The sequence below is a fragment of the Pseudomonas sp. SIMBA_041 genome (genome assembly GCF_046535095.1).
GTDB classification, from domain to species: domain Bacteria; phylum Pseudomonadota; class Gammaproteobacteria; order Pseudomonadales; family Pseudomonadaceae; genus Aquipseudomonas; species Aquipseudomonas mucoides.
Genome location: NZ_JAWRXJ010000003.1, coordinates 347782 through 360143, shown reverse-complemented (window position 1 = coordinate 360143; position 12362 = coordinate 347782). Strand labels below are relative to the sequence as shown.

10 protein-coding genes are annotated in these 12362 nt (G+C 52.9%); 3 read left to right on the top strand and 7 right to left on the bottom strand.

The features are described 5' to 3' along the window. Positions 1-167: 167 nt before the first annotated feature. From SB725_RS08690 to SB725_RS08680, 3 genes are all read right to left on the bottom strand, one after another. Positions 168-818, bottom strand: coding sequence for a hypothetical protein (locus tag SB725_RS08690; RefSeq protein WP_410921592.1), 651 nt, complete (start codon positions 816-818; stop codon positions 168-170). Further along, positions 811-1575, bottom strand: a complete 765-nt coding sequence (locus SB725_RS08685) for a hypothetical protein (RefSeq protein WP_410921591.1) — start codon at positions 1573-1575, stop codon at positions 811-813. The genes SB725_RS08690 and SB725_RS08685 overlap by 8 nt, the downstream gene beginning before the upstream one ends. Positions 1576-2148: 573 nt before the next feature. Continuing rightward, positions 2149-3165: a hypothetical protein gene (locus SB725_RS08680; protein WP_410921590.1), complete on the bottom strand. Its 1017-nt coding sequence runs from the start codon at positions 3163-3165 to the stop codon at positions 2149-2151. Between the two features lie 582 nt (positions 3166-3747). On the opposite strand from SB725_RS08680, the gene SB725_RS08675 reads away from it, so the two are divergent. Beyond that, positions 3748-7011 carry a DEAD/DEAH box helicase gene (locus tag SB725_RS08675; protein ID WP_410921589.1) on the top strand — a complete coding sequence of 1088 codons (3264 nt, stop codon included), beginning with the start codon at positions 3748-3750 and terminating at the stop codon, positions 7009-7011. 256 nt (positions 7012-7267) lie between these two features. Here the strand turns inward: SB725_RS08675 and SB725_RS08670 are convergent, their stop codons facing one another. Next, positions 7268-7870: a hypothetical protein gene (locus SB725_RS08670; RefSeq protein ID WP_410921588.1), complete on the bottom strand. Its 603-nt coding sequence runs from the start codon at positions 7868-7870 to the stop codon at positions 7268-7270. A 640-nt stretch (positions 7871-8510) separates the two neighbouring features. On the opposite strand from SB725_RS08670, the gene SB725_RS08665 reads away from it, so the two are divergent. Then, positions 8511-9104, top strand: coding sequence for a hypothetical protein (locus SB725_RS08665; RefSeq protein ID WP_410921587.1), 594 nt, complete (start codon positions 8511-8513; stop codon positions 9102-9104). 114 nt (positions 9105-9218) lie between these two features. On the opposite strand, the gene SB725_RS08660 is transcribed toward SB725_RS08665, so the two are convergent. From SB725_RS08660 to SB725_RS08650, 3 genes are all read right to left on the bottom strand, one after another. After that, a complete protein-coding gene (locus tag SB725_RS08660; protein WP_410921586.1) occupies positions 9219-9530 on the bottom strand; it encodes a hypothetical protein in 312 nt (103 codons plus the stop codon). A 59-nt stretch (positions 9531-9589) separates the two neighbouring features. Further along, on the bottom strand, positions 9590-9787 hold the full coding sequence (locus SB725_RS08655) for a hypothetical protein (protein ID WP_410921585.1): 198 nt from the start codon (positions 9785-9787) through the stop codon (positions 9590-9592). A gap of 155 nt (positions 9788-9942) precedes the next feature. After that, positions 9943-10932 (bottom strand): tyrosine-type recombinase/integrase, encoded by a 990-nt coding sequence (locus SB725_RS08650; RefSeq protein WP_410921584.1) that lies wholly within the window; start codon positions 10930-10932, stop codon positions 9943-9945. 196 nt (positions 10933-11128) lie between these two features. Here SB725_RS08650 and SB725_RS08645 point away from each other — a divergent pair, with 196 nt between their 5' ends. After that, on the top strand, positions 11129-12196 hold the full coding sequence (locus tag SB725_RS08645; RefSeq protein ID WP_410921583.1) for a DNA-binding protein: 1068 nt from the start codon (positions 11129-11131) through the stop codon (positions 12194-12196). The last annotated feature ends 166 nt before the right edge of the window (positions 12197-12362 follow it).

The following is a 12362-nucleotide window of genomic DNA, read 5'->3' as shown; positions in this document are numbered from 1 at the left end:
CGGCGCGGTTATAAATACTGCTGAAAATAGGAATGTAGAATGTTGCAAAATAGCCGCGTGTTGAGGTTAGGGAGCCACCTGCGAGGGGTTTCATTTGCCCTCGCCAGCGTTATGCTGTTCGCTAAATTACCGCAGTCGGTTGGCGAGCATCTGATTGATTTCATATATCAACGAGGGAGGATTCGATATTGTCCGGGCTCTTCATCCACCTTTTTGTACCTTACTGCTGCGGTTCCCGACAGTGCCTGCGAAGCATTATTTCCCAGCAGTAATGCCTTCGTAGGTTTCACGATGTAGGCATGAACATCCCTTGGGTTATTAAGGTCGGTCAGGCGCAGGCTGTAGCACCACTCGTTTTCAAATTGCGAATGTGACCAGCGAAAAAGCCGGTCATCTTCAAGATTGAGGTCATATCCATTATCGAGGGCTATAGGAAAACCCATTTGGATATCGTCGAAGTCAATCGGATTACCCCACCACCCAATATGAAGCAATGGCTCGAGGTTGTCCTTTGCATCGACTCCGGAACCAGTAAGGCTGATTTGAACGATCAGGAAACCGCCGATGGATCGTTTGGGTTTGATAGTCACCGGGAGAGAGGAGCCAAGCTCAGTGTTCACCCAGTTTTGTTCATCATTTGCGTAAGTATCAGCCCATTCGCCAGCGGCTCGATAGCGCCTGGAGACTTCTGAATCAAGAAGGAGGCGGCTCAATTCTTCTTTAATCAATTTGGTCAGATGAATGCATTCCTCACCGAGCTTGGAAACGAAGCGAATATTCTCCGTAATCGCCTTTCCAATGTCATACGGATTATTCATTGTTCTGACTCCAGATGAAAAATATTTTTTGAAATTTAAGTGGTAGGAAAGTAGGCGGTGCTAATTCGGAGAAACCATTCAGGGGACTCCAGAACACCGGAGAATCGAGAGAAAGTGAAGTGGCTGGAAGATTTTTGAAACCTTGGAATCGTTTGATTCCAAGTTGTTGGAGGAAATAAATCACCTGGGATTTCCATTTGTTCAGCCCGTTGATGTTAGATCCATCTAGGTGCCGCAAAATGTCGAGAATGGTGATCCAAGATCGCAAAATTAGCCTGCCATCCCATATGTCATCTTCGCCCATGGCATTCAAGCCGGCACTTATCTCTGGGGCGATAAAAAGGTGGTAGGCCTTTTTACGCTCATCGGGAGTCAAGAATTCGCGCCATTGCCGGTGCAACTGATCAATGCCACTTAGCGGGGCATTCCATTTGAACTCCACAAGCAAAAGACGCCGTTCCCCCGTAGGCCAATGTAACTCGACAAGGAGATCTGGTTCGATGCGTCGATGTGGCCAGAAATACATTTGAGCACGACTTACAGGCCCCGAAGGGAAAAGCGCTGGTGCATCCAGAGCACCGTTTTCAACCATGGCCCTCCAGAATATTCCATTGGCCTCTGCGGAAAGGTAATCCAGCGGCCCCATGATCAGCGCAGTGATCTCATCTTCTTCGCATACCCTTTTTTCACCTTGTTCCCGGTGCCCGAGATAGCGTTTGTAAAGACCGCTTTTTTTGTGGCAAAAGGCATGCAACATTCTGTGGTTTCGCTGAATATAGGTAATGCTCAATCATGGCGTTTTGCCTCGAGTTTGGCTAGAGCACTATAGACCGTACAGGGGCCATTGCTTTCTAGTTCGAGATCACTCATTGCTGATGCCAGCCCCAGCATGGAGGCCGAACGCGTTGAAGGTGCAAGGGCCCGCGCATGAGGCGTTGGGGGAGTGCCGTGAAGCGATCCAGATTTATGAGCGGCCAACGTTTTGATCCCAAAAATAGGTGTAAAGCGAAGGCTGGATGCGCTGAAGAAAAAGGTCGTGGGAAGACAGTAAATTCGGGTGCTGAACTCCCTTAAATTAGTCTGTAACGCAGTTTTGTGCTTTGTAACACTGCTTATGTTACAGCCAAAAAGTTACGTTACAGGGCTCCTCAGAAAGCGAGCGCAGCGCGCAGGCCGACGGCCGTACGCGCGGGCTCTGGAGCACTACCGGCAGTGGGTTCATCAGCGACTCACCTTGATGCTGGCGAAGAGCAAATTCCAACATGCTTAACGGGCCTATGATTCGCATCGGGGACGGTTTCTGCCTGGCACGCAGCACCCGGCAGAAAGATCAGAGAGGAAAATGTGCCTTCATTGATGCGCCGAACCCCGCGAGCTTGTCGTAGCAATCGCTTTTGAGTTTCGAGCGCTCGGTTTCCGAGACGAATGCCGACGCCCGGTTGTGCCCCAGGAGCACGCTTACGAAGGCGAGGAATACCAGCATGATGAACAGCCGGTAGAAATTGATCGACTTGTTGAAGTCCATGGATAAACCGTGCAGAACGCTATGCCGATTCATGTCGATGGTGCCCTTGACCTCGGAGGTCTTCTCGTAGAGCCGGGTAGTGAAGTAATTTTTGAAGTTATCAACCAAGCAAAGCTGTTCGTCAAAGCCCAGCATGTACTCCTTGAGTCGCATGAAGCCTGGAACCTCTATACCGTGATAGGCCTTGGCAACGAGCAAATCTTCGATTTTTGACAACACATTTATGAACTGATCCTTACTGGTGATCCCTTCAAATTTGCTGTCTATCTTCGCTCCGATCTCTCGCAGTATCCCTTCGGAAGCCAAGATAAGCCCGGACACCGCAATGGAAACGTAGCCGAACAGATACGCTCGGATGCATTCGTCAATGTGCTGCATGTAGGGTTTGAATGAGTCGATCTGATTGAAGAGGGACTCGAAGTACCGCCCCATATCGCCGGGGGTATAAATGCTGGCCAAACAGAAGTCGACGGTTAAGCCGTCGGGGCGGGTTTCGTTTGCTCTGATCGCATCGCATATCAGTGTCATATGCCGAGGCATCAGCAGCGGAGGAACAATCAGATCTTTACTTGCCAAAAGGGGCGCAAACGGAAACGGGCCACTAGATGTGGGAGGCATCTTGGTCTGTGGTATGAAACACGAGACTCCCTCTCGTATGAACCTATAGCCCACGATTGAACTGAAATGGCTAAGTGTATAAGGGGCGGCTCCGCAGTCCTCGCCGTAATGTGATTTCAAAATACCCAGAACAGCCTCGTGTCCCCTTTGAAAAGCACCCGTGTGTTCGCACTGGTAGAAAACAGCCTCAATGGATTTTTGCATAGGCACTCCGGCGGAACGTCGAGTGACATTCTAAGCAAGATGAGTGGGTGACGGGCACTGCTCCGTGACTTTAGCAGGTTTGGCATTCCCGTTATGTGACCAGGCAGGCGAGGCAATAGGCTGTCATCTCCCCCAAAATACCCTCATAGCAACGACATCAGGAAAGGCTAAGTTGGAATGAAGCGCATGAGCTGCGCGACGCTTGTTGTGTCGCTTGCTTATCACCTCGGGGTTCATGGCTCACGTCGCGTCGATCGGCATTCGCCCAGAGTGCAGGGCATTCTTACCGAACTTCACATTGATACGATCCAGCGCACGAATCAGCTCTTCCGCCGCTTGCGAAGTCTGGCGACTTCACGCCTTGCTTAATCTGACACCAATGCTCGTTCGCGCCTAAGCTGGAAGGCATGAGGAAGGCAGAGCACGATGATCGGTTTGGCCTGCTGTGTCCCCGCCTCACGAGGATTGAGATAAGCACACGATACCTTGTAGTATCATTTTGACTGCATCGATGGAAACTTTCTCTGAGTTCCTCATTGGCGCTCAGCACGACAATCAATCATTAGCCATGGACGACTGAAGATGTTTACGCTGCCTGCCATTATCTTTGAGGAGCGCCACTCGATCGGTGTTGTCCAGCATCTCATTCGCCCAGCGCAGCAAGTGACGCTTGTTACTGAAACCTCGATTAATATCTCTGCTCGAATCAAGCAGCCCTTGAAGCGCTTCGATAACGAGGAGCGAGTCATCCTCACCTCACGCCGAGATGTACAACTTCCGGATGGTGTTGACGGAGTGCTTTTCGAAGCTGATAGAAAATTTGTTTGGGCGAGGCATCGATTAATTGAAGAGTTCAAAAACCATCGCGCGCAGGTTGGGCCCTCATCCCATGCACGAGAGATAGCGACAACCTGGCGAGGCGTTTTTAGCTTTAGGGCCGAGCGACGTGGAACGAATGGTGGGGAATCTGAAAGTGGTTTACGTCCGCCACAACTAGGAGCACTTCACGCTATCGGCGCGCACTGGAGCCTGGAGCAGTCCCCGGCCACGATTGTTATGCCTACCGGTACTGGCAAGACGGAGACAATGCTCGCAGCGCTGGCGGCATACGGTCGAGAGCCTTTTCTAGTAGTAGTGCCTTGGGACGCATTGCGAGCTCAAACCGCACATAAATTTGTAACCTTTGGGTTGCTCAAGACTTTAGGTGTCTTGCCGCAGGATGTGCCAAACCCAATTGTTGGGATCATGACGAAAAGACCCAGGACAGTTGCTGATCTGTTGATGTTTTCGCATTGCAACGTTGTGGTTTGTACCATCGGCGCGATCGGCACGAGTCTTCCCAGCGCGTTGCTTCAGGAGATCGCCAGTCGCTGCTGCGCGCTCGTTCTTGACGAAGCGCATCACGTACCTGCCACGACATGGACACACCTCAAAAACGCTCTTCAGGGCGTTCCAACACTTCAGTTCACGGCGACACCGTTTCGACGCGATTCACAGCTTGTCGATGGCAAGGTCATCTTCAATTACCCGCTGGCCGCCGCGCAACGGGATGGTTATTTCAAAAACATCCGATTCGAGCCAGTGCAGGTCAATCCGCACCATGCAGATCAAGCTATTGCCGAGGCAGCGGTAACGCAGCTCCGGCATGACCTAAACCATAACAAAGACCACCGGCTGATGGCGCGATGCTCTTCCATCGCACGGGCGACATTGGTTGAGAGGATATACCGTGCCATTGCCGCAGACCTGAATCCGGTTCTGATTCACTCGGACTCTGATCAGGCCCAAGTACGGCTCACCGCGTTAAAAGAGGGTGAGGCGAAAATTGTTATTTGTGTAGGCATGCTCGGCGAGGGATTCGATCTGCCTCAACTCAAGGTTGCAGCCGTGCACGACATGCACCGAAGCCTGGCAATCCTGTTGCAGTTTGTTGGGCGGTTCACGCGAGTTGCCGGTGACAACATCGGGGATGCGACGGTCGTAGCCAACATCGGAGATAAAAACGTCTCGGACGCACTTGAGCGTCTGTACAGTGAGGATGCGGACTGGAATCTGATCCTGTCAGAAATGAGCTCGGCTGCGGCGCAGGATCACGCAGAGCTGGTAGCATTCCTGCATGCCTCCCGCCGCGTGGACGAGCATGATCCATCAGATGCAATCGTCCTTTCACCCCACCTGTTAAAGCCTAAATTCAGCACCGCAGTTTACCGAGCCACGGAGTTCTTACCAGATCGCTTTCACGCCGGCCTACCAGGCCATCTCATTCCTCTAGCTGTTTGGAAAAACACCGACAGTCCTACCTTATATTTCGTCACACGCAGCGAGTCACGTGTTCAATGGACGAATACAAAAGGCGTCCGGGATAGCGAGTGGGCTCTTTTCGTTCTGCATCACGACACCGAGCGTGGACTGCTGTATCTGTCCTCTACCAATCATGATTCTTTGTTTCCCGAACTCGCCTCAGCTGTCGCCGGTGAGGCTGTGCTGATCAAAGGTCAGGTGATGTTTCGAAGTCTCGGCTATATCAACCGGCTGGTATTCCAGAATTTAGGGGTTAAAAAGCACGGGCGGCGAAATCTTAGTTTCGCGATGTATACCGGTGGAAACGTAGACGAGGCCCTAGGGCTCACAGAACGTCAGAATTCGGTCAAAAACAATGTGAGCGGAGCAGGGTGGGAACTGGGAGCACGGGCGACGGTGGGATGCTCTGTTAAAGGCCGAGTGTGGTCGCGAGATCAGGGATCGATTCCAGCGCTCTTGTCTTGGTGTAGGAGGGTGGGGACAAAGCTACTTGATGACACGATAAACATCGAAGACATAATCGCTAACGTCCTGGTTCCGGCTGAGATCGACGAGTTCCCGACGGATAGGGTCGTGCTCACTCTTGAGTGGCCTGCGGAACTCCTAGGCATGTCGGAGGAGAGAATTGTACTGAGCCCTGCTTCCGTCGATAGCCCGCAACCCCTCTATATGTTTGAACTCACTTTTGTATCGCTCGATCCTAATTCGCTGCGTTTTTCGCTGGTGACGGAGGATGAAGCCGGCGTTGTTCAGTTCGCCCTTCGTCTCGACCCCCAATTGGGTTTCAAAGCTGAGCAAGTTGGTGGCGATCCTCTGATGATCACATTGGGCAGGCGCACGCGCCGGCTCGACGAATTCTTCTGCGACTACCCACCACTGGCCCGCTTTGTAGACCTGAGTGAGCTGGACGGCAATTTGCTGATCCAGCCCAGGAACCCTCGGGAGCTAGTACTTAACCCTAGCCAGTTTGAACCTTGGGATTGGACTGGCGTCGACCTGACGAAAGAAAGCTTTTGGAAAGAAGGGGCGGGTCGCAGAGACTCAATACAATGGAAGGTCGCCCAGGTCTACATGGAGGGCGGGTTTGATGTCGTCTTTGATGATGATTCCGCCGGCGAGGCTGCCGATCTGGTTTGTCTCAAGGAAGAGGAAAACGTCATCCGACTCACGCTGATTCACTGCAAATTCTCTGGTGCTGCCTCAGCGGGCGAACGTATCAAGGATGCCGTCGAGGTCTGCTCTCAAGCGGTACGTTCAGCCAAATGGAAATGGAAGTTCAATGATCTCTGTCGCCATCTCCTGGGGCGTGAGGAGCGGTTGAAAACCATGGCCAGGCCAACGCGCTTTTTCAAGGGCAATGCGCCCAGGCTCAACGAGCTCCTTAGGCAGAGTCGATTCAAACCTATCGAGGCAGAAGTGCTGATCGCCCAACCTGGTATTTCAGCAGCAAGCCGAAGCGAAGATCAGGACATGGTCATCGCCGCTGCCATGATTTATCTGAAGGAAACGATCGACTGTGATCTACAGATTCTTTGTAATGCTTGACGCAAGAGGAGGGTAGATCCCTGCGAACTGGATATTACCACTCAGGCTTGATCAGGTACCCTCCGCAACACGAAAGATTTGTCGAGTAGAAGGCCGCTTGATTCATGCCGCCGATGGGAAATGGTGCCAGCGATGGCAAGCGGAGCGCGCATAGCATGAGGATGGAAGCCCGCAGGGCCATGACCTATCGAAGATGGGGCGTGGTTTACGACAGCCATCCCCAACGGGGCATGCCCCAACAATCGAACAGCGAAGCTTATCGAGCCGCACGCTGATCGTGCGTGCGAGACATTACGCCCATTGCACAAAGATTATACGTTTTCCGTAACGCTTCCTCATCGCCAGAAGACACGTAGGATTGGGCAAAGATCGTAGATAAAAACCGCCTGCGCTCGCCGTTACCAATCTCAGACCAAACCTTCGGCTGACCTTGAAGATCTGTGACAGCAAGACGATCCAAAAAATACTCTTCTAAGCTATGCAGGCGCTGCTGGCCATCGATCAGGATCTCACTGTTCTCCGCTAGAGTCCTGCCCACACCTGCAGAACTGAAGCATTCGTTAGTTAGATAGCTCCCCAAATCGGAGCCCGTCCACTCAGCAGCAATAAAGCGAGACTTCTGCCCGACATTCCATACCAGGGGACGCGCCCAGGATGCTACGGGAATGCCCATCACAAACCGTGCGGCCCAGGGATAATGATCATGGGCATACGAAGGATCTGCCTGGTACTTCTCAAACCGGCCGGCGAGCACATCAATCGGGTACTGATGAGTCGAGGTGGCCAATATTCGCTGAGGCATTTGGATCGTGGAATCTGAAATTTCGTCATCGGCGTAACGCGTAAATGTAGTGGACATCGATTTCCTTAGGGGAGGGTGATGCTACACGCTGGTCGGGGTATTTGAGTGGATGTGGTGCCGGCGCCATGCATCAACGGTCGCAATTATCAGTAGGTCGCGCTCAGTGGATTTGGTGTAGATCTGTTCGCTGTCTACCAGGGCCTGGGCATATCCCTCCGCCCGGGCCGATGCTTTGTCAAACTCCGGAAGGGAGTCTGACGATCCGATGTAATTGATGAGTTGCTGCCACGCTCTCCGCTGGCGATTGCCTCGGGTCGTCTTGGAAAACGAAATTGCGCCCTGCAGGCCCCGGGCAAAGTCAGTTGTCGATCGGTTCAAAATTGCGTTCTCGCTGAGGGCATACGGATGAAAAACGGATCGTTATAAAAAAACTTGAGGTCGATCGAGGATTATTTCAACAGCGGGAGGTGTGTGTCGTCACCGAAGCTGGCTGCACGAACCAAGTCAGTGCCAGTGAGCGACAAAACCGGCTGGCGCTTTCGGCTAGCGTATCGAAGCGAGTTCGCGATACGCCGTTCCAGCCTGCACGAGCCATAGCCACTTTTGGCCGCTTGGTTCAGAGGCCTAGAATTCTAGCGTCCAAAAATATTTCACCCTGTCGCTAAAGTTTTCCTGCGCAGCGTCCGTTGTTATTTTTATGAACAACGTATTGGTGAAATTTGTGGGCGAAAATGAAGTACGACCAGCAACGTTTTTTGCGGAGCGCGAATTTGTTTGCTGGCGTGGGCGGGAATATGACGAGCTGTATTCGTGCAAGGTATCCAGGCAGGGGGATCACTATGTCGGTCTGAATTTAGACATCATGCCCATCAGGTTCTCCGACGCCATAGCTGAAGATATCGCGCGCTGTCTCTACGATGCCGTGCTCGTTACCGTTGGGAATTTGGCAGGATTTGTACCAACGCCTACCGTACGCGATAGCAAGCTGGAGAGGACATTTCGAAAAAGGGTGTCGGGCGAATGGAGCTACAGCGCGGATGGAAGATTCAACTGTCACGAAGCAGAAGATGATGTCTATGTCGTTGAGCCCTGGGCAGGCGAGCACGAACAGACTGAAGCGGTGGCCATCTACACGATTGACGAAGGAGGAGTAGAACTTGTGTTCGACCTCATGGGCTTTTCATTCGGCATGCTTGACGCCGTCTGGCTTGCTAATGCTTTGATGGAGGCCATGGGGCGCGATCAACTGGATACCCTGGAGACAGCCTATGGCAGGCATCCATCCAGCTGAAATCCGAGCTTAGCCATACTCAACTCTTTGCAATCAGCTGGGCTTTTTGTGAAGTCCTGTTTTCCGCCGAGCGTTTTCGCTACGTGTAGTGTCGAGTGATACGTTGAGGTGAAATCAGATACGGCGGAGGAGTTCCTCGAGCTGGCGATGCTCGGCAGGAGTCAGAAGGTCGATAGGATCGGATGCATCTCTTGAGCTGAATTCGTACCTTCGGCCTTCGGGGCTGTAACAGCTATCGCAGTAGTCTAACTCTCCGCAGTCGTTGTAGAGCGTTATCACCCAGTCGTCGACGTTAACGGTCATCAGCCCGCAATAGATCTCATCCCAAGTGGCGTTTGTAATTCTGCGTATTGAGCGTGAAATCGTGGGGGCATCGCGCAGCACTACGTAGATCTCCCGAGCGGTGAGCATTTTTTTATCTGACATGGCGCCTCTCTCGGCCTGCGGATCTCAAACACAACAGCGTACTTCACCTTGCACAGAAATTATTTGTCCCTTTTCAGTGTGACGAAATGCCGAAGCCATAAGCGCGCCGCTATGACTTTGTCCTGGATCTCAATTGGGTCAATGGACATGCCTCCATCCGCAGTGACGGCGAGGGTCTTGAGGTTGTTCACAGCTTTGATGAAGGCTTTTTCTCTGTTTTTCTCCCGCTCCGAACGATCATCAGTAAACCATGCCATGGCGTTACTCCTTCCTCTCTAACTTGCCTTCACGTTGTGTAGCTTGGGGCGCATCGATTTGCGCCATTGGGGCTCAAACCGTCAGCCCTGCAAACGCCCCCCAGCAACGACATAGAGAGTAGGGGAGCACTGGGAGAGTAGGGGAGCACTGGCGGTTAGGCGTCATTAGTGCGTGATTGATCACCAGAAATCCTTTTACTCTCAATGTAGGGCGCTTGCTGGGCCGCCCGCAGAGCAATTCCCCCGAACGACACGCTAGCATCCACATAGCGCAATGCGGATTTCATGTCCTTCCAGCCTACATAACCCATCAAGCCCTTGATGTCCCAACCGTTCGCAGAGGCCCAGGTTGCAAAGCCACGCCGCATTGAGTGGCTGCTATACAGCTCCGCTGGCAATCCTGCCTCTTTGAAAATGCGGCGCAGCACCGGGATCAGGCTATGCGGCTGCATGGCTTTGCCTGACAGATTGCCCCAGCGATCAATCCGCTGGAACACCGGGCCTTTCGCGATCCCGGCAACTGTTATCCAGTTGATGTAGGCCTCCACGGGGCAGAGCATGGCGAGTGCCGGCGTTTGGAACGTTGTACCTTCATGCTGACGGTCACCCTTGGTGTAGGGCAGGAAGAAGGTAATGCCTTCACCACTTGTGGCTTGGGTGTCCTCCACCGTTAGCCTGGCTAACTCGTCGCCCCGAAAGCCACGCCAGAACCCGATCAAAATGATCGCCACCGAGCGACGGTGACGTACCAGCGATTTGTAATCTCCGCATTCAAGGGCGACTGCAGCTTCCCTTTCAAGCCATGTGACCGCTTGCTCCAGGTGCTTCAGCAGTAGCGGGGCGGCCTGTTTAACCTTTGCAGGGTGAACGACCCTGATGCCTTTGATCATCTGGCGAACGTCAGGCGTCTTGGTTGGGTCAGGAAAACCCTGAGTTATGTGCCATTGCGCAAGAGCTGCCAGACGCTGCTTCAGAGTGTTGATGGAGAGCTTGCCGGCGTACTCCGCCAAGTAGCGAACGATGCCGACACCGGTCGTGGGCAGATACCCGCCCCAAGTCACCTCGAAGTGCTCGATCGCCGCCCGGTAGCTTTTTCGGGTGTTCTCTCGGGTGCCGGCACTAAGGTACCGATCTGCCTTTTCCATCGTACTTTGCCTTCAAAATCGGAACGTTTGCGTCTGCATACGCATCTAGGAGGATTTCCGGGCGCCATAATGAATCAAGAAGCCATAAAGCACTATTATAGCTTTTTAATTATTGGATTTTACATTCACAAAATAGGTGGTAGCGTGTCACGTAATTACATGACACGTAACACAGCACGAAATCGTAGGAGTTCACATGGCTCGTGGCGGCATAAACAAGGCGGTGGTGCAAAAAGCGAGGCAGTCTCTGCTCGCAAGAGGCGCGTACCCAAGCATCGATGCCGTGCGTGTAGAACTGGGGAATACCGGGTCGAAGACAACCATTGCCCGGTACTTGAAGGAGATCGAATCCTACGATCCACGCCCACTATCGTCCCGCGAACGCATGGGTGAAGAGCTTTCGGCAATGGTTGAAAGCCTTGTGGATCGACTCATGGAGGAGGGCAACGAGTCGATTGAACAGTCCCGATCAGCCTTTGATTTGGAGCGTTTAGAGCTCCAGGCGCAGATCGCCAGCCTGCAAACCGAACTGATCGCAGCGCGTAGGCAGCTCGACACTCAGCAAGCAGCCATTGAGGCTCAAACTGCTGACCTAAAAACCACGCAGTCCTCGCTCCAGGCAGAGCTGACACGCAATGCCGGACTTAATCAACGCTGTACTGACCTAGAAGCCTTGGTCAGTGACCGGGATAAACAGATCCACTCCCTAGAGGAAAAGCATGTTCATGCGCGCGGGGCATTGGAGCACTATCGGCAGTCTGTCAAAGAGCAGCGTGATCAAGATCAACGACGGCATGAATCCCAACTCCACGAGGCTCAAGTGGAGAAGCGCAAGCTGCAGGAAACCTTGGTGCTGAAACAGGATGACCTAACTCGTTTAAATCGTGACAACGAGCGGTTGCTTGGAGAGTCCAGGCAGCAGGTGAAACTGCTACACGGCCATGAGGCGCACATACGGACACTGACTGGCGAGATCCAAGGTCTGAAACTGGCTGAGGCGAAATCCGCCGGAGTTGCTGAGCAGCTCCAGGAACAGATCACCACGCTTCGACAGGACGCCACGGCACTGAATGAAGCAGCAGCCAAGAGCGGCGAGCGCGAGCTGGAGGCAAGACTGCTGCTTGTCGCTGCCCAATCGGAGAATGAGCAACTCCGGCGACTGCAGGCTACCGAGGCTGAGACAGATGGAAGCGATTCGAACACCACATTTGCGCCTGCATCCGAGAAGCCAAAGACAGCACCCACAAAATCGTCAAGGAAGTGACCATGAGCAAAGCCACGCTCAAACCGATAGGCCCTAATGAAGAATGCTCCGCGCTTCAGTGGGCTCATCAGCGACTCACTTTGATGCTGGCGAACAGCACATTACCGCCAGCTTTCATACAGCTCGATACCCGCACTCGATTGGAAACCCGAGCTAAGTCAAGTAT